This is a genomic window from Chryseosolibacter indicum (genome assembly GCF_018598585.1).
GTDB lineage: Bacteria > Bacteroidota > Bacteroidia > Cytophagales > Cyclobacteriaceae > Chryseosolibacter > Chryseosolibacter indicus.
This window is the reverse complement of the sequence record NZ_JAHESD010000019.1, coordinates 56,717-80,663: the sequence shown is the minus strand read 5'-3', so window position 1 is coordinate 80,663 and position 23,947 is coordinate 56,717. Positions and strand designations below refer to the sequence as shown.

The window sequence follows — 23,947 nt, the reverse complement described above, 5'->3', positions numbered from 1 at the left end:
AGGCACCCAGGAGGCATTTCTAAGGCATTCTAACGCTATTCTATTGCTAGTCAATACGTTAATTCTATTTGGAAAAAACAGCTACCGAAGAAAATATGAACCGGTATTCACAAGAGAATCTTACCGAGGTATTGCCTAATGGCACCATTAGAAATTCTTCAATTAATGAGGGCCGAGCTAAAAGCCAAAGGTCAAAAGCTAATAGCGATCAGTACTTCAAAATAAACTCCGTAAGATTCACTGCCGGGTTCAGGTTCATCTTCTTCCTTATCCTGTATCGACTGGCCTCTACACCACGAACAGTCAGATTTAAGAGAGGCGCAATTTCCTTCGTTGAGAGATTAAGTTTAAGATAGGCTATCAGCTTGATGTCGTTGTGTGTAAGGTTCGGGTATTCATTTCGGATTCGCGTGATAAAGTTCTGGTGTATCTGGTTGAAGTGGTGTTCAAATTGTTCCCACCGCGTTTCCATAGTCATCTCATTGGAGATAGATCGAAGCAATTTCTTCATGTGTTGCTTTGCTTCATTGTCGTGCACGGTTTCAATAGCAGTTACCAGTGAGGTTTTTATTTTTTGAATCGTTTCAACGCCATGCACAATGTGTATTGCCGAGGAGGCGAGTTCTTTGTTTTTGTGAGCCAGCTCTGTTTCCAGCTTTTCATTGTTGAGCTTAATAATCTCTTTTTCCGCCTTCAGTACTTCCTCGTGGTGCATAATCTCCTTTAGTTGCATGGCTTTCTTCTGCTCATGCTGTGCAATTCTTTTTAGCGTATAGAGCAAAATAAAAAATAATACACTGTATACGAGATAGGCTAGAGGTGTTCTGTACCAGGGAGGAAGAATTTGAAACTGGTACGATGCAACAGAGCCTTCGCGATTATAAATGTCTTTACTCTTTACATAAAAGGTATACGTGCCTTCTCTTAAGTTGTTGTATTCTTTGCTGGTAGCTTTTGTCCATGTCGACCAGTTTTTGTCATAGCCTTCAAGTCTGTATTGGTATTGAACCTTGGGTGCATCTTCATAAGAAGATGATGTATACGTAAAACGCAAGGCATTATGGTTGTAATCCAGCACAGGTATTTTCTCAGAGGATTGTTGCCATGGTGTGGTCGAAGAAGAATACCAACCTGCGGAGAGCAGTGAATCGCTGTCTCTTGTTACCTCAGCTTTTCTAATCAAGGTTAAAAAGGTATGGTCCGTATTGAAGACAAACGACGGGTCGAAATGTACAAAGCCATCCTCAATACCAATAATTACATTCTTGTTGTCATAGTAGGCAATGTGCTCAAAGCCGCCTACCAGTTTTCTCTGCAGCTTGTTAAATATGGTTTTCGATACTTCATAATTCTGTCCATTGCGCTTTTTAAAGATGCCTATTTCGTCACCTACCGAAAACCAGATATTGCCCTCCTTATCCTCAATTAATTTTCGTGTATGACTTGTTGTGCTGATCAGCGAATTGAACAGTTCATGCGGAACAAAAGAGTTACTTTCTTTATGGTATGAATAAATGCCTTTCTCCCCGGGGAACACCAGTTCATTGTTTATCTTATAAACATTGATAAATGCATTGGAAGGAAATCCATGCTGTGAATTATAGAATTCGATTTTATCAATAGCGTGAAGATCTGTCGAGAGCCTTATTTTATACAATCCAAGGTATCCGTGGGCAATCCATATATTACCTTCTTCGTCCTGCTCCATTACCCTTGATGATTCATCAAAGCCTTGTATTTTCCATTGATACTTAAGCCTGTTATTAATCATCTTATACAGGTATAAGCCGGTATACGTGCCACATATAATATAATCGGGATGGGAGAGCAGGGGCATAAACATCCATATCCCATTTTGATCTCCTACTTTCTCTAAACTGTTGCCATGTACTTCGTAAGCACCATTGTTATGTGTGAGCAGAAGGGTATTGTTTAGCTTTTGCAGGTTGTAGGTTTGTCCTTGCGAGCCGGAAACGAGGTTGAAGCTTCTATCCGAAAGTAGCATTTCATTTTCCTTCCAATCCTGGTAATACAACCCTTCGCTGGTTCCCAGGTAAAGTCTCTTTCCATCGATCCATGAAGTAAAACCAGAGCCTGCAATACCACTTTTTGAATTGAACAAGGTAAAAGGTGAATTAACTTCAATGTAGTCAACGCCATCTCTAAGCGCTAGCCACAGGTTACCATTATTATCCGGATAGATGTATTCAATGCCATTATTCTGAAGTCCCGTTTCTTCATTTAAATGCAGTAGGGGTTTTCCGTATTTGTCTATCATCAACACGCCGTTATGTGACGAGCCTAATAGTATGCCTTTAGAAATTGCGGTAGCACAGGTAATAGCATTGTTCTTTAAAAATCCATAATCATTAAATATCCATGGCCTTATTCTTTTGTCTTCATCCAGGGTGTATATGCCATTCTTTTGGGTAACAAGAAGCACTTGTTTATTTTCGCTGGAAAGCATACCCGTGATCAGATAAGCGCTTACATGCTCACTACCTGCCATTTTTACCAGGGAGTTGTTCTTTAGTTCAAAGATGCCTTGTTTCTCAGAGCATACAAAGATCTGTTGATGAACATAAAAGAACGATGTAATGCCAAAGGTATTATGATCTAATTTATAAAAGCTGATGTCACCATTTTTCAGATAATAGATTCCGGAGAATGTACAGAACATGACGCCTTGTTCTGTAACCAGTATTTTCCAGACATCAGCAAATGACCGGTGGGTCAAATCGATTTTTGATTTTAAGGATATGAAACTTGTCTCACCTTGTTCGTTTGGAGCGAGATATCCAAAGTCGGCCTGACCACCTACATATACAATACCTTTTTTGTCGATGGCCAGCGATCGTACTACCGTGCGGTTTGGCAATGGCATGCACTTCCACGTGTTTCCATCAAATTCGAGGAGATTATAGTTATTCGCTACATAGATAATTCCTCTTTGGTCCTGAATAATGTTCCAGTTAAAGGGCGATGAGTTATAATCCTGCTTTGCATAATTCTTAATATAAGGAATGCCTTCAAATTTAATCTGGGCATAGCTGCGAACTTGGATAATTACATTTAGTAAAACAAAAAAGAATAACAATCTCTTAAGGAGAGGTTGCAATAGTGTTCCGCTCATGTAGGTCTGGTTGTAGCTTCAAGCGGAATATAAGTAGATTGTAAAGAAGTAAAAAGAAAAGGGAGACAATGAATCCCCCTTTTCAGTTGGTTGTACTTATTCTTTGATAAGTTTCTTCCTGATTAGTTTGCGGTTACTTCGGATATCCAGAAGATATATTCCGTTTGGTAATGCCCGTAGATCTAAGGCACCATCAGAAAGTATACCTTCCAATACAGGAGTACCTGCTGAATTGCGCAACAGATAATGGGAATCTTTATCGCCTCCATTAATATACAGTTTATCTTTTACAGGAACTGGGTAAAGCGATAAGGCCTCATCGCCATCAGCGTCTTCGAATGACGTTGTTTCTGATTGAGAAGCCAAACGCCCAGAGGCAGAGCCAGTACCATAAACTTCCAATTCATAAATGGAGTAGCCATACGGTGTTCCTCGTGTTGTGCCATAAATCCGGATATACCTGCCACTACCCGATAATCCTGTATGGTCATTAACAAGCGTGGTATTTGATGCTACGGTTTTTAGTGTTGTCCATGATGATGTATTGGTTGAAGCCTGGATCAGGTAATCTCTGCCAAACGCATCTTCCCAGGTAATCTTTACGCGGTTGATGGTATACGTAGCGCCAAGGTCTACATAGATCCATTGCGGATCAGCAAACTGGCTTGACCAGCGTGTAGCCAGGTTTCCATCTACGGCTGCAGAGCCAGGTGTTTCAGGAATTTCTGTTGTAGAAACAGTTACAGGTTTATTAAGGGCGAGATTAGAGTTGCCTGAGGCGCTGGAGAACTGTATCCAGTTTAAATTCCATCCTCCGGCGGATGCGTAAACACGGAGCGTCTGAACTCCCGCAGTAAGATTTGCTGAGGTTGTTATGTTAGTCCATGCCTGCCAGTCACCTGTTGCATTTACATTCACTGTTGATAATACAGTAGATCCGGATCGTAATTGAATTTGTCCGCCGCCAGCGAGACTTGCTACCCGGAAGGAGACTGCATAGGAACCCGCCGATGCAACATTCACGTTATAATCCATCCAGTCGCCGGCTTCAATCCATCCTACATTTTCTCCGGCTCCTGTATCTGTAGTCGGCTCTTTTTGTACACCACTCATAGTCGAATAGCTCTCTGCTTTAATGGTTCCTGGAATCGGAGCGGCTCCCGGGTTTTGAGTTCCGCCCAATGAGCTATATAAGGTATTGGCAGGAACAGTGAAAGATGCTACCTGCGTTCCATTATTATATACAATACAGGTTTGAGCAGTACTGGAAGCGTTATAAACCACATAGGTAGTTTGACCTGTGGTTGCGTTATAAAATGTTGCACTGGTTGGAATAGACATGTGATAATTGGGTTGATATTCGCCCAGGTTTTGTAAGGCATGCGCATAGTAATAAGTAGTACCACCTTCGTAAGGATAAAGAACGACATCTTTCTCTTCCTGATCCGATGATGTGTAATATTGGTTTAACTTCTGGGTTACATATTGCGGATCAAACAGCATCCTGAATCCTAACAATACATTAGCCCAATCGTGACCAACTTCGGCTTCAGTGACTATGCCGCCATCTGTCCGCGCTGTGTTACCTTGTGCTGTATTATAAGTAAGGAGCTCAGTCATTAGCTTGGTGTAATAGCTTGTAGCCTGTGTTTTAGTAAAGCCCTGGTTGAGGTAGTGAAAACCGGGACTAACCGGAAGCATTTGTATTCCATGGATCCATTGCGGATCAGTACCAAAGTAGGTGCCATACACATATCCGCCAGGCCACATAATGCCGACAACATCGTGCGCACTGTTATACGTATCGGGCCATACGTCATTGCTAACATTAAACCAATACTCAAGTGTAGCTTTAGATTCATACATATATCCGAACGCCCCAGCATCACGCATGGCGGTGTTGTTCAGTTGTGCACCTAGAAAGAACAACGCATGCCATGATTGCATAGCTTCAGAAGTAGACTCCTGATTGTTACCATTAGGTGATGATATACCACCAGCATACGAATGGCCCATCCATGGGTCGAATGTGCGCATAAAAGGGAAGTTTGCATCAGCCTTATCCCAGTTTGCATATTGCTTTGCGATCATGGTGAGGATACCCGCATACTGATTTACAAACGCAGGGTCTGCCATCCCCGCGAGGGCAGCAGCTTGAATAAAATAACCATAGTGAAAATGATTATCGGTAAATAATCCTGAATAATAACTTTCATTAAATCCTACCAATGCTTTCCATTTCGGGTACCAGGCAAAGTATCGCTCCGTTTCTCCGGGTGTATAGGTAAACCAGTTGGTAAGGGTGTTCTTAAGAATAGTAAGCAATGTATTGTACTGCGGATGGTTTGTCTCCTTGGCCATCAGCATATACTTTGCGAGCCGCACTACATCTTTCCCTCCCCAGTATGTATCAGCTGCCCCGTACGGAGTTGTCTTTTGTATTTCCGTAGCATAGTTGCTGATGAGTGTACTCATTCTCGATGCGTTGTAAGGTGTAGCTTCTCCGCTTAGGGTTTGAGGTGCTTTATAATGTGGAAGTATGCCACTGAACTTATAGCTGAATGTGAAATTTTTACCCGTAGCCATTCTGAGAAGTCCCCGGGCTTGCTTGTAGGTAATTCCATTATAGACAGCGTTTGAGGATGTAGCTGTTCTGTAATGATGAGGAAGAAAACCTTGCATTACATTAAGCTGTGATGCTCCGCGTAAGTTGGTTGTGGTAAGATTCCATGTCGTACTGATCGATCCGGCACTGGTATTATAGCTGTAGCTGATGGTGGTATTTGTTGGCTTCACATAAGCATACTGATGAACAGTAGCTGCAGAAGCTGCATCAGGAAGTGCAGAGAATATAAGGTAATTCTGCCCTGCAGGAAAGTTTACCGTGAGCAAGTTGCCTGTAAGCCCACCTCTGGTAACGGTACTTCCAGGAGGAAGATGTACGCCATAATAAGTATCCCAATAGCGGATAACAAAATACTCTCCGGTAAATGGAAAGGTAATGTCAGCACCCGAAGCGTTGATATACGATGCACCGTGATAGCATTCTATCTGTGGTGTAAACCCAACGTTGTTCGTCCATACGAAGGGGATGCCATGCGCTGTTGTGAAATTGATGTATTTGTTATTTACATCCTGGTAGAGTTTTGCATCTACCGCCCAGTCAGACCAATTGGTAACAATGGTTTTTGAAGCAGTGAAACCACTTCCCTTTAATACAACAGGATAATCGATCAAGAGATTAGATCCTTCACCATTCCATTTGTATGGATTGAAAATGTTTAATCCCTCAGCCGAAGGATCAACAACAAGAGGCATGGCCCATAACTGCCCGCCTATCTGGTCTGCCTCATCGTAGATAAGATTGGTCCACCAATCGTTTGTAGGTATAGGGCGTGTTTCACCCGGGCTAACATCAATCTCGGCATTTTGGGCAAAGTTGGTAAAAGTACCTTCCATCTCATGGGTGGGTGGATAAGAAGCATAACTTCCCGCCCCTACATTAACTACGGATTGCGAATAAGAAGGGGCCAGTGCTATCAGGTAAAACCATAGCATGGCCAGGAAACTAACTTTTCTCATGGTTAATTAGTTTTAGTTGATAAGTTGATTTAGTGAATGAGGTAATTCAGCTGGAAGAAGGCGGGGTAATATTCTTCCAGCTGTTACCCAAGGGTGATGGCTAGTTCTTGATCACCGTTTTACGAATTGATTTTGAACCTTTATTGAAGTTGATGATATACAACCCTGTTGGTATATGCCGGATATCAATCACTTCATTCACGATGGTGAAATCATAAATCTGGTTTCCGTTATAAGGTGTTATTCTTACCGGTGCTCCATCTTCCAGGCCGTCGATATGAATGAAGTCAGACGCAGGGTTAGGATAAAATTCTACTGACGAAATCTGATTGGATGTTGCCTCTTCATCAGATTGCAAGCTTTGGCTTGCTATTCTTGCGCCTGAGGCACTGCTTCCATAAACTTCAAGTTCGTAGATAGAATATCCATAAACAGTACCGCGCGCTGTTCCGTAGATCCGAACGTACCTTCCTGTTGCAGATAACCCGGTGTGATCATTAACCAATGTTGTATTGTTGGTAACTGTTTTCAGTACACTCCATGATGAAGCATTGCTTGAGATTTCAACACGGTAATCTTTGCCATAAGCATCTTCCCAGGTAATCTTTACCCGGTTAACAGCATACGTAGCACCGAGGTCGACATAAATCCATTGCGGATCAGCAAATGCACTCGACCAACGTGTTGCCGCATTTCCATCAACAGCAGCAGAGCCTGGTGTGCCTGGTTCTTCCGTAGTAGAGACTGTTACAGGTTTCGTTAATGCGAGATTAACGTTAGGCGCATTGTTTACAACTACCGTTACATCATCCGATGCTGTAAGGCCTCCATTATCTGTTACTGTCAGTCGGAACACATATGTTCCGGCTACCAGTCCGTTTACGGTAAGGTTAGCTGTATTGGCTCCTGAAAGGGTAGGAGTGTTTGGACCACTGACTCTTGTCCATGCATACGATGCAATGGTGCCATCGCTGTCTGTGGCGCTTCCGTTAATAACTACGCTGTTTGTTGGTAAGGTTATATTCTTATCAGCACCTGCATTTGCAACAGGACCTACATTGGCTGCTGAAGTTCCATAAACTTCTAATTCATAAATGGAATATCCCCATGCTGTGCCACGCGCAGTACCGTAGATCCGTATGTAACGCCCACTGCCTGATAATCCTGTATGATCATTAATAAGTGAAGTGTTTCCGGTTACTGTTCTTATCGTATTCCATGTACTTGTATTGGATGATACTTGCACAAGATAATCTTTTCCGTATGCAGCTTCCCAGGTGATCTTTACGCGGTTTACATTGTAGGTAGCACCGAGGTCAACATAAATCCATTGCGGGTCAGCGTGCGCGCTTGACCACCGCGTTGCAGCATTGCCATCTACAGCACCTGATGCAGGTGTTCCTGGCTCTTCTGTTGAAGAAACGGTTACAGGTTTTGTAAAGGCCAGGTTAGGACTGGTACTATTACTTACAACAACACTTACATCATCCGATGCTGTTAGTCCTCCATTATCCGTTACTGTAAGCCTGAATACATACGTTCCTGCTACCAGCGAGCTTGCTGTAAGATTGGCTGTGTTAGCACCTGTCAGCACTGCCGTAGAAGGACCGCTTACTTGCAGCCATTGATAGGCAGTAATTGATCCACCTGCATCTGTACCGCTTCCGGTGATTACAACGCTATTGGCAGGCAACGTAATGGCTTTATCTGCACCTGCATTGGCAGTAGGAGGGGTGTTTGTGTTCCCATCAGGCTGCGCTGCACCTGCACCTGAAAAATAGATGTTGTCAATGGCAATATTGGCGATGTTTCCGGTGCCTAGTATCTGGAATAACTGCGTTACTTCCATGAGGTCAACAGCATCATAGATATCACTCATGGGTATTTGTACAACCTGCCAGGTGCCGTTCCTTACAAAGCCATAAGGAGATTGGCCTGGTTCAAACGCTATCCACTTTTGTCCTTCTCCGTCACGGGTACCACTTTTCATCCCAATGTAGAAAGGTGTGGTAGTATCCGATGTCTTTAATGAGAATACAAGTTTTGCATTGGTATTTCTAAACCCCGTTAGGTTGTATACATTGTTAGGTGTGAAGGCAGCACCAAACCAACCCTTACCTGCGTTGGTAAATGACAGTACATTACTTCCTTCATTAGCAGGGGTTGTCTGACTGTTCAGTGTATTTTCCCATACGAAAAAATCGCCATCAATTCCTTGGTCAAACTTATCAACACCTGTCTTGGTGTCGCTGTATAACACATAGTCACCATTCTGTGGTGTTACCTTGGTACCATCCTGCCAGTAGATATTATCAATAGCAAAAGTTACCGGGGAAGAAGGATTATCACCTACAATGTAGAACATGTTGTTGATCGATCTGAACTCTACGTTTCCAAATGCACTTAGGGAAATAACCACTTCATGCCATTGGCCGTCTCGCACCAGACCATACTGTGTCGCATTTGCAGGATCTAATCGTACCGTTTTAGATTGTGTACCACCCTGTGCGTTGCCATTCATAGTGCTTTGAATCCCCACCGAGAATGGCCAGTTTGATGTCGTCTTCATATGAAAGTGAAGCTGTCCGTCAATGAAATTCTGCATGTTCTTCACGTTTGTTGCTCCAGTAGGAATTCCCAATCCAAACCAGTTACCAGGATTAGCGGTAAAGGCCAATACATTACTGCCTTCTTGCGGGGCAGATGATGCAGCGGAAAGATTATTCCATACTTCAATTTCAGGAGTCGCTCCCAACGATGCTGTTACTGGTTTTGTTTCTGTGAACACGCCAAACGTACCGGTCTGTTTGGGCAGATTCTTCGCCTGGAAAATTTCTGTACTTGCATTGGAATAAACGCGTACATAATCTACCAGCATTTGTGCCGGCATGGGTGCTGTAATTTGGGCCGGGTCTGTTATACCCACAAAATTGCTTCCACCCACCGCAAGGTTGAGTATAATGTAAAAGGGATTGGTGGTAAACTCCGTGATGTTAGGATCAGAAGGCGGGATATTGAACGTATAAAATTGTACGTTATCAACATATCCAAGAATCTGTGTTGGTGTCCATACCAGTTTAAAGAGATGGAAGGCATCATAGAAATTACCGGAGATAGTCGTGCTATTCGTGGCTGACGCATTTCCCCACCATCCGTTACCAGGAGCGTTAGGATCAATCTGCTGGTAATTGTCCTGGAACCAATGCACCGTTGAGTGACTTTTTTTATTGGCTACATTGCCTTGCCAGTCATCCTTGAAGCCAGCTTCGAGTATATCAATCTCGCCAGACTTAGGCCATCCATCCGTAGGGTAGTTCGCTCCCAGCATCCAGAATGCAGGCCATAGCCCGTTTTGAAGATTCGGTAATTTAATTCGGGCTTCTATCGTACCATACTTAAAATTAAACTTCCCGGAAGTTACGATTCTTCCGGAAGTGAACTGCCGGTTCTCGGGTGGCACACCATAGTTCTCTCTTCGCGCTTCAATAACCAGGTAACCTGTATCTGAAGCGTTGGTCTTCGACCCGATAAACACATTTGATTCTCCGGAAGTGTAATATTGAAGTTCTCCGTTTCCAAAACCACTTCCGCCTACCTCCCGGGTCCATTTGTCGACATCCAATTTAGGTTGGTTAAATTCATCAGACCACACTAAGGTCTGTGCATACGCATTCATGGCGCATCCTAATGCGAATAGCAAGAATAAGGGTAAACACTTTCTCATCATGTTGAATTTTATATTAGGTTAAATTCAGGGTCTTTTTAAGCGACTGTTATGCGTTTTGACTCTACAGCGCATTAACCAAATATGCTCGTTAGTGACTGACTATTGAAAAAAACCACCTGCATAACACTACGTTTTCACTACGTTATAACTACTTCAATTTTAAAATTTGGCAACAAAAGGAGGTCTCACCTGAACAGAATGTCAATGATTTAGAAATTATTTATACGATTGTAAATACCGGAAAACGTTAGTGGTAATCGATTCCGGAAACGATTATCATTATTATATTGCTGGCGCATTCCCTAAGGTAATGGGAAGTTTTATTTGTTCTTAAACGTTTAGCCACATGCAGCGGGTAGTAAAGTATGTTCTGATTCAGATGATCGTTATAGCAGTTTCCTTTTTTCAGGATTCTCGCGCAGAGGTTCGCCTTCCAAGGCTGATAAGCGATGGCCTGGTACTTCAAAGAGATACTAAAATAAAAATTTGGGGATGGGCTGATGTTGGAGAAGAAGTGGCGGTCTCTTTTTTAAATAAACACTTTAAAACAAAAGCTGGGGCGGATGGTAAATGGACCGTTGAGTTACCAGCAATGAAGGCTGGCGGTCCTTATGAGATGGAGATAAAGGCTAGTAACCATATTGTTGTAAAGGACATCCTGATTGGCGATGTATGGATCTGCTCTGGCCAATCGAATATGGCTTTATCTATGGAGCGGGTTAAAGAGCGTTATCCCGATGTTATTGCTCAATCTCAAAATCCCAATATTCGTCATTTCTTTATAGCTACCAACTATGATTTTAAAAACGTGCATGACGACCTTCCATCTGGAGGCTGGAAGTATGCAGATCCTACTAATGTTTTAAGCTTTAGTGCTACAGCTTATTTCTTTGCAAAAGCTTTGTATGAACAGTATCACATTCCTATTGGCTTAATAAATTCAAGTGTTGGTGGAACTCCTGCCGAGGCATGGTTAAGTAAGGATGGATTGAAGATGTTTCCAGAATATGCCAAAGAAGCAAATAGGTTTGAAAATAATAAACTCATTGATAGCATCTTATCCGCTGAAAGAACATTGAGCAAGGGTTGGTATAACAGGTTGTACCAAACGGATGAAGGATATAGGGGAGACAAGCGTTGGTATGATATAAACTATAACTCCTCGCAGTGGGACACAATGTCTATCCCTGGTTATTGGCATGATAAGGGTTTAAAAGATTTAAATGGTGTTGTTTGGTTTCGGAAAGATTTTGAAGTACCTGAATCTCTTGCGGGAAAGACGGTAAAACTATTTCTTGGGTGTATCGTCGACAGTGATTCTGTATATGTAAACGGAGTATTTGTTGGAACAACAGGATATCGATATCCACCAAGGCGGTACACTATCCCTGAAGGAATTCTTAAAGCAGGAAAGAATACAATTGTAATCAGGGTAATTAATACAGGTGGCAAAGGCGGTTTTGTTGAAGACAAGAAGTATGAGATCTCTTCCGGAGCAGAAACGATAGATTTGAGCGGAGCATGGCACTATAAAGTAGGTGCAAAACTTGAACCACTAAAGCCCGCAACCTTTATTCAGTATAAACCGGGTGCGTTGTTTAACTCAATGATTGCTCCGTTGTTAAATTATTCCATAAAGGGTGTGATTTGGTACCAGGGAGAATCAAACACTGCAAGACCAGAAAAGTACAATAAGGTTTTCTCTGCTATGATTGCAGATTGGCGAACGCACTGGAAACAGGGCAACTTTCCCTTTCTATATGTTCAGCTTACCAATTTCCAAACAGAGAATCCTTTAAAGAGCGGATGGCCTGAGCTGCGTGAAGCACAACTTAAAACGCTGTCAGTACCCAACACTGCTATGGCTGTTACAATCGATGTTGGCGAATGGAATGACCTGCACCCATTAAACAAGCAAGATGTAGGTAAGCGATTAGCCCTTGCTGCAAGAGCAAAAGCGTATGGTGAAAACATTGTTTATTCCGGGCCAATCTATGATTCAAAAAGAATACAGGGTAATAAAATGGTTCTGGAGTTTAAACACAAAGGCTCTGGTTTGATTGCAAAGGATAGTGACGTTCTGAAAGGTTTTGTGATAGCAGGAAGTGATGGTCAATTTGTAGATGCTGATGCTAAAATAGAAGGTAACAAAGTTATTGTATCAGGTAAATCCGTAAATAACCCTGTAGCAGTACGCTATGCATGGGGAGATAATCCGGCAGGGGCTAATTTATATAATAAAGAAGGTTTACCAGCTTCACCTTTCCGCACGGATAGTAATTAACTATTTGTTTATAGTTTGATTCTTTTTCATGTATTCAGTAGCTTCTATAAATGGAGTTATCCATATTTCGTGCTCATGCTTCTTGAGGAATTGTAAGAGCTGGCGATGCGCAGGCAGACTAACGTTTAAATCATGTTCACCCCCAACACCATGAAATAGAAATACGAGTAGCGAATTATTCTTTATAGCTTCCTTAACCAACTTAATCATCTCCTCACCCGATTGTCCGTTTATCATGTAGGAGCCAATAGCGAAAAGGTTAGCATCATTTATGGATGACATTCGACCTTCTACGCCCCTGGCTGATACAAAATCATTGCTGATGTTATTCACATAGGACGAATCGTTAACAGTCATATCTCCACATGGGTAAGCAAAGGTTCGTTTTGTTTTCCCGTCCAATGCCTGAAGAAATACATTCGTCATTCTTATTTCTTCAACCAATCGTTCCATAGAATAATTGTCGAGGTCACGTTCTTTCCTCACCCAACTTCTTCCTTTAGACTTGCCGATACAAGGATGAAAAAGCGTATGGTTGCCCAACTCGTGACCATTCGCCGCAGCCTTCTTCCAATCGCTCAATCGATTTTTGCTTCCGGGGAAATACGCGGAAAGGTAGAAAGTTCCTTTCAGTCCTAGGGAGTCGAGAACAGGAATAACATTGTCGAGATGTACATTTAAAGCATCGTCATAGGTAAGTACCACAGCGCATTTCTTGTTGTTCCAGTTCTTTTGGGCCGAAGCTGAAAACGATAATAGTGTGATACCAATAATTATAGCAGATAAATTGCAACGCATGACTTAACGAATTGTTCTAATGTAATTATTAATTTAATGAATATGCAAAACTTTTAATTCCTTAAAGTGACAAAGGAGAAATTCTTCCATGGTAAGGGTGTAAATCCTGCCGTTGTCTTTTATTTCTTTGTTAATAGCAGTACAATTCTTAATTTAAAGTGTGTTACTTAAGCTGCCTTCAGAAATTCTATATTTAATGACTTCTATCTATTATGTGTAAGATGTTCATGAAATAAGATGTGTTTAGGTTTTGTGTCTGCCTTTAATTAATGGTTTTAAAGCAGTAGGTCGTGGAAGATATTATCAAAAGAAATCATGTAAATGTAATCGGCAAAGGAGAACAGCCTTTAATGTTCGCGCACGGGTTTGGCGTTAGTCAATCCATCTGGCGGTTCATTACTCCTGCCTTTGAAGAAGATTATAAAATTATCCTTTTTGATTATGTAGGCTGCGGTGATTCTGATGCAAGTGCTTACATTAAAGAAAGATATGCGACATTAGATGGATATGTGTTGGATGTACTTGAAATATGTGAGGCGCTTAAATTAACAAACGTAATCTACGTAGGCCATTCAATTAGCAGCATGATTGGATTGCTTGCAGCAATAAAACAACCAGAACGCTTCTCTAAAATGGTGTTTATCGCACCATCACCATGTTATGTAAATAATGAAGACGGCTATGTTGGCGGATTTAAGAAAAAAGAAATGGAGAACTTCTTCGAGTCAATGGAGAGAGACTATATAAATTGGGCGAATGAGGCTGCTCCAACGATAATGAATAATCCCGACAAACCTGAATTTACAGAGGAGCTGATCAAAAGCCTCGTAACAACAGATCGGCAGTTAATGAGACAATTTGCCCTGGCTACCTTCTTTTCTGACCATCGCAAAGATTTATTAAAGTTTAAGAAGCCAGCATTAATTATGCAATGTGCTTTCGATATAATGGCACCGCTACAGGTTGGCGATTACCTGCACGCGCATCTTGAAAAGAGCGATTTAAAACTTCTGAAAGCAAAAGGTCATTTCCCACAATTGACAGCCCCGGCTGAAACAATCCGTGAAATTAAAAGCTATTTGGGCTAACCGGGATTAATTAAAATATATTCCCGCTTTTTTGATTTTATGTCAGCCGCATTGCCTTAATTTGACCTTCCAATTTGGTATGGAACACTGCGTAGATACGGAGGATTTGAAGATGTTACTGCTTAAATGTGTAGGTAGTAAATATCCCATCCGTATTAAATGCAAGAGCAGAGACGATGTTAATTTTGCCTTTGTCCATGGTTTTGCAGACGCAGAATGCTCTAAGTTGTTAGTCTCTAAAAACAAATCCTCACAGCCTTATCAGCTGGATGTCGTAGATATCGTAAGTATTGAATCTTTCCATGAAATAACCTTGGAAAGAATGAGAAGCCGGGTCTTCTATGTGAATTAGGGTACCAGTAGCATAGGTACATGAACGTTTTCCATCAGCTCTTCTATAGTTTCCCTGCTGTTATTAGTAATATTCTTGTCCATTACAAGAAAGTTAAGGTTGTTCTTTCGGGCATGGTCTTCAATTCTGTCAGAAACAAAGCCGATCTCTGTTCTGAAATCATAGGATATTCCCGAACTTATTAATAGCTCCTTTTCCAATAATTCAAATTGCTGCTGGGCCTGTGCCTCCATTTGTTTTTTCAATTGAATTACTTCGCCCGACCTTGACTGAATAAGGCGGTAAGTGTATAAAATGGTTAAATGCCCCCTTAGTTGTTGTGCCATTTTTATAGCCCATTGTATTGCCTGCCGCGATGATTGGGACATATCAATCGTGCATAATATCGTTTTAGCCATGGTATCAGCTATTAAAGTCTCTTTCACATTACGAACTTAAGAATATCGATACAGCGAAAAATAGAGTTTCGTCAATAATAAAGATGACTTTTGTCAGGTTTTATAAGTTGCTATTTTTACATCATGAGTATACACGCACCTATATCGCAGGTTACAAATGATGCCTTCCGCGAGATCTTTCAAAGCATGTCTGAGGGCATTGTAATGGTTGACGAGATGGGAAAGATTGTGATAGCAAACCCTATTGCAGAGCAAATATTTGAATACGAAAGAAATGAACTCTCAGGTCTTTCGCTTGAGGAGCTTTTACCTGAACGTTATCGGGGCAGGCATATCAACTTCAGGAAAGGATTTAATGCGCATCCTGAACCGAGAAGGATGGGTTTTGGGAGAGACCTGACAGCTTTAAAAAAGAATGGCCAGGAGTTTCCTGTTGAAATTAGCTTGAGCTATACGCAGGTACAGGGAAAGATCTTAGTAATGGCTTTTATCAGCGACATTTCTCAGCGTAAGAAGGCAGAAGATGCATTGAAAAGAAGCGAGGAGCAGTTAATAGTCTACGCCGCTGAGCTTGAAAAGAAGGTACAATCAAGAACGGAAGCGCTCCATAAAACTATCCAGGAACTTGAGAATGAAGTAAGCGAAAGAAAGAAGGCCGAAGAAGAAGCACGTAAATCATTAGAGAAGGAGAGGGAATTAAATGAGCTTAAAACCAAGTTTGTTTCAATAGCGTCTCATGAATTTCGTACGCCTTTAAGTACTGTGCTTAGTTCTGCTTCGCTTATTAACCAATATAACGCGAGGGGGGAGAGAGAAAAAATTGATAAGCATATTCAACGAATAAAGTCGTCGGTAAATCACCTGACGTCCATTCTTAATGATTTCTTGTCTTTAGGTAAACTTGAAGAGGGGGTAATTGATATCAACAAGGCATTAATAGATATTCCGCAGTTTATTGAAAGCATCAGGGAGGAGTTGATACCAACTTTTAAACCCGGACAAAAGTTTGAGGTTCAGTACGAATCACCAATAAATGATATCAACTCCGACGTAAGGATATTGAGGAATATTCTCTTTAACCTGGTGTCTAACGCCAGCAAATATTCCGACCAGGATAAAACAATACTTTTAAAGTGCCGGAGTGAAAACAGGAATTTTATCTTTGAAATTATTGATGAAGGCATTGGTATACCCTTGCAGGATCAGAAACATATGTTTGAAAGATTTTTCAGAGCCAGCAATGCCGGTAACGTACAGGGCACCGGACTAGGTTTGAATATTGTAAAAAGATATATTGACCTGCTTGGAGGAATTATTTCATTTTCAAGTGAGTATGGTAAAGGCAGTACATTTACTGTTTCAGTTCCCGTTTAATATTAATTATAAATTTAAATGAAGAAAATCTTATTAATTGAAGATAATACTGAAATAAGAGAGAACACAACCGAAATTCTTGCGCTTGCAAATTATAATGTAGTTATAGCGGAAAATGGAAAAGTAGGCGTAGAGCTGGCTCAACGTGAAAAGCCCGACCTGATTATTTGTGATATAATGATGCCGGAGCTCGATGGCTATGGCGTACTTCACATCTTGAGTAAGAAAGAAGAGACCGCCGCCATACCATTCATTTTCCTTACGGCGAAAACAGAAAAGACAGATATACGCAAGGGTATGAACCTGGGAGCTGATGATTATCTGACAAAGCCTTTCGATGACACCGATCTTCTTAACGCCATTGAGGCTAGGTTGAAGAAGAATTTAATGCAACAGAAACACTATGAGGCAACACCTGAAGGACTTGATAATTTTATCAGGGACGCACAACAGGCGTTAAGTTTAAAAGATCTGGGCAAAGACAAAAAAGTAAAGGTGTTTAAGAAGAAGGCCGAGATATTTACGGAAGGAGATATGCCGCTTTATGTTTACCTGATAAAGTCAGGGAACGTAAAAACCTTTAAATCTAACCCTGATGGAAAAGAGCTGATTACAAACCTCTATGCAGAAAATGACTTCTTTGGATTTGAATCAGTACTCGAAAATAGTAACTACACAGAATCAGCCGTGGCAATGCAGGACTCTGAGCTTATTGCAATTCCAAGACACGACTTTATGACAATGATACAGGGACATCCTGATGTTTCTGCCAGCTTTATTAATCTGTTGTGTAAAAAAGTTGCTGAACGTGAAAAGCAGCTCCTTAATCTGGCTTACAATTCCGTTAGACAGCGCACTGCGGAAGCGTTGCTGAAGTCATCTTCTCTTAAAGATGCAAAATCGAATATTGCTATTTCGCGAGAAGATCTTGCAAAGATGGTTGGCACAGCCTCCGAGTCCGTTATCCGCGTACTTTCTGATTTTAAAGAAGAAGGCATGATTGAGATACAGGGAGGGAAGATAAAAATATTGAAACCCGAGAAGCTGGAAAAAGTTATCAGATGGAGTGTGGCCCGTTAGCCTGCTCCTTTACCTGCAAAGTACAATATCCACGAGTCGTTGTTCTTCATGAGAAGGTGTATGCATGATAAATACACGCGCAATTAATATACACCCGGAGATCAGTAATATGGCTGTCGAAACTTTTTTTAAGTTAAGATTATAGCGTTTCACCATTTCGAGCAGCACGCTTGTAAGTCCTAACATTACAGGCATTGTACCCAGGCCAAACAAAAGCATGTAATTAAATCCTGATAGGGGATCTGCCAAGGTAAGGCAATAGGTGAGGGCCAGAAGCGTTAACCCGCAGGGTAATAATCCGTTAAGACTGCCCAGGATAAATACTGAGCCATAATTTCTTTTTTGAATGTATCGGCTGAAAAGTGTTTTAAGCACTCCTGAAAGAGCGCTTGCTGCTTTGGTTAAAACAGGAATATGTAAACGCATCTGAAAGATGGAAAAGGCAATGAGTAGTATGCCGAGGCCAAGCGATATAGCATTTTGGAACTTTAAAAGAGGTAGGGCCATACCGATAGCTGATACAATTGCCCCTAATAAACCATAGGTAGAAATTCTCCCTGCATTATAAATGACACGCCTGATAAGGGCATTTTTACCATTAGCGCTGATAGCCAACACCAGGGGACTACACATACCAATACAGTGAAAGCTCCCCGCAAACCCCATTATAATTGCAGCAAGAATCATTTAGATAAATATTACCTCTTCCTGATAGAACTCTTTACCATTCATTCTCCATTTAAACTTTGCCTTGTACATTCCTTTCTGCAGCGAAGACACGTCAAATGTTTGTATGGTGTTCTCTGTTGTTACTATATTAAATGTTCTGTCCATGTTGTCATTAGAAGGACAGAATAATTTAACTTCTCCGTTTTCTATGTTCTTAAAATCGCCGAAAACAATATTCAATTTGCTGTCACTTGCGGTAATAACAGGTTTTGCTTTAAGTTCTGCCGTGTTGTTAATGCGTTGTATCTGGCTCTGGTAAGCCAGCTCTTCTTTGTAGTATTCTTTTGAAACAAGACTTATATCTTCCTTCATACAAACCGTAACCAACGTTGCTATAAAGCCTGCAAACAATACAAAGGCCACTACAATCCATTTACCTATACTCATACTATTATGCTGTTAATTTCTTTTTGCGTCTGAAGCCTTACTTACTGGGCCAATAAATTTGGCCTTAACTGTTTCTATTTTCTTTCCATTATGATATATGCCAAGTTTGACAACCGTGCGTGCATTGGTAACATCTTCTTCAGGTATTCTGATAAAGTATACACTTTTCGCTATCCCCTCTGCCGGAATTATAATCTGCTTTCCATCAACCTTGTTAAACTCTGCAGTTGCAGGAGATTCTACTTTCACCTCTACACTTAGTTTTTCAAAAGTTTTATTGACGAATTCAACATTATACAGGTTCGTGATGTATCCTGGTTCACGCTGGTATAATGTGCCTGGTACTTTTAATACCGTAGTTTCAACATCTGATCTGGTAATAAGCGCAAAACTTAAAATGCCCATGAGGATCAATAATACAAATGAGTATCCTATCACTCTTGTTGTTATAATCTTTGCAATACCATCTTTAATTGAATTATAGGAAGCATATCTTATCAATCCTTTCGGCTTGCCGATCTTAAGCATCACCTGGTCACAAGCATCAATGCAAGCGGTGCAGTTTACACATTCAAGTTGTGTACCGTTGCGTATGTCTATTCCGGTAGGGCATACATGCACACAAAGTTTACAATCAATACAGTCGCCCGTACTTGTTTTTTCAGCCTGGTTCTTTTTCATTTTCCCACGGGGCTCCCCGCGTAACCAATCGTACGCTACTACTATTGACTCTTTCGTGAGTAAAACTCCTTGCAGCCTTCCATAAGGGCAAACTGCAATACATGCCTGCTCGCGAAATTTTGCAAATAGGCCATAGAAGATACCAGTGAAGGCTACCAAGCCTATAAATCCTGCTATGTTTTCAGAAGGAGAGTGGTTTATGATAGATAATGTCTGATCTATGCCGATCAGGTAAGCCATTGCTGTGTGCGAGATCAGCAATGAGATAATAATAAAGATGGTGTGCTTTAATGTCTTCTTCCAGACCTTGTTAAAGTTCCATGGCTCTTTTGCTAACCTTCTTTGCGCGGGAGCATCTCCTTCAATCAAATATTCTATCTTTCTGAACACCATTTCCATGAACAGTGTCTGGGGACACATCCAACCGCACCACACGCGACCAAATACTACTGTAAACAAAATGATGAATACGAAGAATGTGATCATGACAATAGCGAGAAGGAAAAAATCCTGTGGCCAGAATGCCTGCCCGAGTATCACAAACTTCCTTTCAAATACATTGAGTAAAAGAAAGGGCTGTCCGTTAATCTTGAGAAAAGGTCCTGCAAACAAAATGGAAAGGAGTACAACGGTAACGGCAATACGCCATTGGTGATACTTGCCGGAAGGTTTGTTCGGATGTATCCAGATACGTTTACCCTTTTCGTCTACGGTGGCAATTGTATTTCTGAATGCTTCTTCGGCCTGAGTTCCCCACGAGCTTTCCTGCTTGTTCCCAAGCCTTTCTTTTCGAATATTATATTTTACTGCACCTTCCATTTTGTTTCTGTTATTTCTTAAAGAGAGGCCTGCGCGTTTGTAGTATCGCTGGCTATTGCTTTCTGTTTAAAGAGCTCGCCTTGTGGTGCCTTTGCATTTGCTGGGTTGCTTCCTTGCAAGCTTAAGATGAAGAATGTCACATCTCTTACATCCTGTGGGCTTAACACTTTACCCCACGCTGGCATACCTTTCTCAACTACACCATTTTTTACTGTAAGAAACACTTGTTTCACATCTCCGCCATGCAACCAGTATTCATCCGTAAGATTCGGTCCGATGGTGTTCCCGCCACCATCATTTCTATGGCAAGAGGCACAGTTGTTATTCATAAATACTGATTTTCCTTTCTCAATGATTGCCGCGTCCTTTGCAAACACTAGTTGATTTTCATCAATGGCTTCCTGTGGCTGAGATGCTTTAAATATTCTGGCTTGTTCTTCTGCAACAGCTACTTCATTTTCATACTCCTGTAACTGTAAAGGAAGTGTAGCCGAGAAGTGGTATACAACCAGGTAAACAACACTCCATCCGATTGTTCCGTAGAACAACCATTTCCACCAGGGAGGCAAGTGATTATCCAGTTCTTTAATTCCATCATAACTGTGATGAAGTTCAATATCTTTTTCCTGTTCTACCGGCACCGAGGCATTCATCTTCTGCGAGAATCTGCTCCACCAGTTTGGTCTTGGTACGTAAACGACACCAAGTTTTTGTGCTCTTTCTTTTTCAGCTTGCTCAGTAAGCATATTCAGCACCTTGATGAGATACAATGCTACGGCACCTACCAATATTATAACGATAAATACGAATGTAGTTACCAGGTAGAGCGGGAGCATCGGACTGTTTATCGGGTCATCCCAAAAGCTTTTCTGTTCCTGTGCAAATGCACCTAATGGAAACAGAAGGGTGATAAAAATGGATAGTGTCCTTTTCATATACTTATTTTTTGGCTGTGGTAGTTTGGTTTTCTACAGAAGCATCTTCCATAGGCAGTGCTTTCATCTTTTCAATTAACTTTTTGTCCGTTGTAAATACCCACAACAGCAGACATAGGAAGAAGATAAAGAAGATTACGAATGATATTACAGGCCAGATGGCGATGTTTTCTATACTTTGAAGGACGTTCTTATACATGGTAGTAAGTATTAAATGTGGTTGATTCTAGATGCTGGGATTCTAGATGCTAGATTCTAGATTCTAGATTCCAGATTCTAGATACCAGAATCGAGCATCCAGAATCCAGTATCTATTTCTCTGCTGTTTTTTCTCCTTTAATGTCTGTTCCAAGTCTTTGCAGGTATGCGATCAGCGCTATGATCTCGGCGTCATCGGCTACTTCAATACCATCAGCTTTTAAGCTTTCTGTAATTTTTGCAGCTTGTTTTTCAAGATCATCGTTGGATTCGTTTTCATATCCATCTGGATATGGTACGCCTACTTTGCGAAGAGCAGTTATCTTACCTGGTGTTTCACCTTTGTCAATCATCTGCTCGAACAACCATGGGTATGCTGGCATGATTGATCCTGTTGATACTGCATCCGGAGCAAGCATGTGGTTGTAGTGCCAGCTGTTTGAATATTTAGCACCAACACGGTGAAGATCAGGACCGGTGCGTTTTGATCCCCAGAGGAAAGGGTGATCATAAACAAATTCTCCTGCTTTTGAATACTCACCATAACGTTCAGTCTCTGAACGGAAAGGTCTTACCATTTGCGTATGACAGCTCACACAACCTTCTCTGATGTATAAGTCGCGACCATGAAGCTCGAGCGGTGTATACGGTTGTACACTTGTAATAGTAGGAATGTTGGATTTAATCAGGAACGTCGGAATCATTTCAATAAATCCTCCGATAAGTATCGCAATCAGTGTAAGCACAGTAAATAACACAGGCTTATGCTCCAATAGTCTGTGGTGCCAGCCACCTGTTCTTTCTACATATTCTTTTACTAAAGGTGCAGCTTCTGCTTCTTCGTTTGCTACAAAAGAACCTGCTTTAGCTGTTTTGATCAGGTTATAGGTCATGATGAAAGCACCTGTCAGGTATAATGCGCCACCAATTGCCCGCAAAGCGTGAAGGGGTAGTACCTGTACCGTTGTTTCAAGGAAGTTCTTGTATACAAGGAAACCTTCAGGATTGAATTCCTTCCACATGAGGCTTTGTACAACGCCCGATACGTACATGGGCAGTGCGTAGAAGATAATACCAAGTGTACCAAGCCAGAAGTGTACGTTAGCAAGTTTTGTAGAGTAAAGTGGTGTATTCCACATGCGTGGCACTACCCAGTAGAGCACAGCGAAGATCATGAAACCATTCCAGCCTAAACCGCCTACGTGTACGTGCGCAACAATCCAGTCTGTAAAGTGCGCTATTGCGTTTACGTTTTTCAGCGATAAGAGTGGCCCTTCAAGGGTTGCCATACCGTAAGCAGTAACAGCAACAACCATAAATTTCAAAACAGGATCTTCACGAACTCGGTCCCAGGCACCGCGAAGCGTCATCAATCCGTTAAGCATGCCACCCCATGATGGAGCTATAAGCATGATGGAGAACACTACGCCAAGAGATTGCGCCCAGTCAGGAAGTGAAGTATATAGTAAGTGGTGAGGCCCTGCCCAGATATAGATGAAGATCAGTGACCAGAAGTGAATGATTGAAAGTCTGTAAGAGTAAACGGGTCTGTTAGCTGCTTTCGGCAGGTAGTAGTACATAATTCCGAGGAAAGGCGTTGTTAGGAAGAATGCAACCGCGTTGTGGCCATACCACCATTGTACTAATGCATCCTGAACACCTGCATACCATGAGTAACTCTTAAAGAATGACACTGGCATCTCAAATGAGTTAACTACGTGCAATACGGCTACCGTTACAAATGTTGCGATATAGAACCAGATAGCCACGTACATATGGCGTTCTCTGCGTTTAATGATGGTGCCAATCATATTCCAGCCGAATACCACCCATATTACTGTTATGGCGATATCGATAGGCCACTCTAACTCTGCGTATTCCTTTGATGTAGTCATACCCAGAGGCAACGTTATAGCTGCGGCAAGAATAATAAGTTGCCATCCCCAGAAATGTATCCAGCTAAGTGTATCGCTGAACATGCGCGTCTTAAGTAAACGCTGCATGGAGTAATACACCCCAGCAAACATTGCATTTCCTACGAAAGCAAAGATAATAGCATTGGTGTGAAGAGGGCGAATACGACCAAAAGAGGTGTATTGCGTGTCGAAGTTAAAGATCGGATACACGAGCTGTATAGCTGCTGTAAGTCCGACCAGCATTCCAACCAATCCGAACACAACGGTGGCTATCATGAATGCTTTTACAATCTTGTTGTCGTAACTGAATTTTTCGATTTCCATAGCTTTGGCCAGGGTTTAGCACTGATAATTTTACAGTGTTAAAAGTAGAACTCCCTCCAAAGTCTCTACATGATGGTCGTTAGATCGAAAACTGATTTTTGTCAGGTCTTTGTTTAAGACCTGTTTTTTTACTTGTTGAAGT

The 23,947-nt window shown here is 41.5% G+C and carries 15 protein-coding genes; 4 read left to right on the top strand and 11 right to left on the bottom strand.

Annotated elements, in window-relative coordinates:
• Window positions 1-208: 208 nt before the first annotated feature.
• The 3 genes from KK060_RS10715 to KK060_RS10705 all read right to left on the bottom strand — a co-directional run bounded on the left by KK060_RS10715 (window position 209) and on the right by KK060_RS10705 (window position 10,442).
• Window positions 209-3,133: a ligand-binding sensor domain-containing protein gene (locus KK060_RS10715; RefSeq protein WP_254153723.1), complete on the bottom strand. Its 2,925-nt coding sequence runs from the start codon at window positions 3,131-3,133 to the stop codon at window positions 209-211.
• Window positions 3,134-3,229: 96 nt separating this feature from the next.
• A complete protein-coding gene (locus KK060_RS10710) occupies window positions 3,230-6,715 on the bottom strand; it encodes a glycosyl hydrolase (RefSeq protein ID WP_254153722.1) in 3,486 nt (1,161 codons plus the stop codon).
• Window positions 6,716-6,815: 100 nt separating this feature from the next.
• Window positions 6,816-10,442: a PKD domain-containing protein gene (locus KK060_RS10705; protein ID WP_254153721.1), complete on the bottom strand. Its 3,627-nt coding sequence runs from the start codon at window positions 10,440-10,442 to the stop codon at window positions 6,816-6,818.
• 346 nt (window positions 10,443-10,788) lie between these two features.
• Between KK060_RS10705 and KK060_RS10700 the strand changes: the two genes are divergently transcribed.
• Window positions 10,789-12,726, top strand: coding sequence for a sialate O-acetylesterase (locus tag KK060_RS10700; protein ID WP_254153720.1), 1,938 nt, complete (start codon window positions 10,789-10,791; stop codon window positions 12,724-12,726).
• On the opposite strand, the gene KK060_RS10695 is transcribed toward KK060_RS10700, so the two are convergent.
• On the bottom strand, window positions 12,727-13,524 hold the full coding sequence (locus KK060_RS10695) for a polysaccharide deacetylase family protein (RefSeq protein ID WP_254153719.1): 798 nt from the start codon (window positions 13,522-13,524) through the stop codon (window positions 12,727-12,729).
• Window positions 13,525-13,814: 290 nt separating this feature from the next.
• Between KK060_RS10695 and KK060_RS10690 the strand changes: the two genes are divergently transcribed.
• The gene (locus KK060_RS10690; RefSeq protein WP_254153718.1) at window positions 13,815-14,612 is read left to right on the top strand and encodes an alpha/beta fold hydrolase; all 798 of its coding nucleotides are present in this window, start codon (window positions 13,815-13,817) and stop codon (window positions 14,610-14,612) included.
• Window positions 14,613-14,960: 348 nt separating this feature from the next.
• On the opposite strand, the gene KK060_RS10685 is transcribed toward KK060_RS10690, so the two are convergent.
• Window positions 14,961-15,389 carry a universal stress protein gene (locus KK060_RS10685; RefSeq protein WP_254153717.1) on the bottom strand — a complete coding sequence of 143 codons (429 nt, stop codon included), beginning with the start codon at window positions 15,387-15,389 and terminating at the stop codon, window positions 14,961-14,963.
• A 96-nt stretch (window positions 15,390-15,485) separates the two neighbouring features.
• Here KK060_RS10685 and KK060_RS10680 point away from each other — a divergent pair, with 96 nt between their 5' ends.
• Window positions 15,486-16,736 carry a PAS domain-containing sensor histidine kinase gene (locus KK060_RS10680; RefSeq protein WP_254153716.1) on the top strand — a complete coding sequence of 417 codons (1,251 nt, stop codon included), beginning with the start codon at window positions 15,486-15,488 and terminating at the stop codon, window positions 16,734-16,736.
• A gap of 18 nt (window positions 16,737-16,754) precedes the next feature.
• Entirely contained in the window at window positions 16,755-17,816 is a 1,062-nt protein-coding gene (locus KK060_RS10675; protein WP_254153715.1) for a response regulator, read from the top strand.
• Window positions 17,817-17,825: 9 nt separating this feature from the next.
• Here KK060_RS10675 and KK060_RS10670 read toward each other — a convergent pair whose 3' ends face one another.
• From KK060_RS10670 to ccoN, 6 genes are all read right to left on the bottom strand, one after another.
• Entirely contained in the window at window positions 17,826-18,482 is a 657-nt protein-coding gene (locus KK060_RS10670) for a sulfite exporter TauE/SafE family protein (RefSeq protein ID WP_302180052.1), read from the bottom strand.
• A gap of 21 nt (window positions 18,483-18,503) precedes the next feature.
• On the bottom strand, window positions 18,504-18,932 hold the full coding sequence (locus KK060_RS10665) for a FixH family protein (protein ID WP_254153713.1): 429 nt from the start codon (window positions 18,930-18,932) through the stop codon (window positions 18,504-18,506).
• A 12-nt stretch (window positions 18,933-18,944) separates the two neighbouring features.
• Window positions 18,945-20,432: a cytochrome c oxidase accessory protein CcoG gene (gene ccoG, locus KK060_RS10660; RefSeq protein ID WP_254153712.1), complete on the bottom strand. Its 1,488-nt coding sequence runs from the start codon at window positions 20,430-20,432 to the stop codon at window positions 18,945-18,947.
• Window positions 20,433-20,449: 17 nt separating this feature from the next.
• Window positions 20,450-21,367 (bottom strand): cbb3-type cytochrome c oxidase N-terminal domain-containing protein, encoded by a 918-nt coding sequence (locus tag KK060_RS10655; RefSeq protein ID WP_254153711.1) that lies wholly within the window; start codon window positions 21,365-21,367, stop codon window positions 20,450-20,452.
• Between the two features lie 4 nt (window positions 21,368-21,371).
• Window positions 21,372-21,566, bottom strand: a complete 195-nt coding sequence (locus KK060_RS10650; protein ID WP_254153710.1) for a cbb3-type cytochrome c oxidase subunit 3 — start codon at window positions 21,564-21,566, stop codon at window positions 21,372-21,374.
• A gap of 112 nt (window positions 21,567-21,678) precedes the next feature.
• Entirely contained in the window at window positions 21,679-23,805 is a 2,127-nt protein-coding gene (gene ccoN / locus KK060_RS10645; RefSeq protein WP_254153709.1) for a cytochrome-c oxidase, cbb3-type subunit I, read from the bottom strand.
• Window positions 23,806-23,947: the final 142 nt, after the last annotated feature.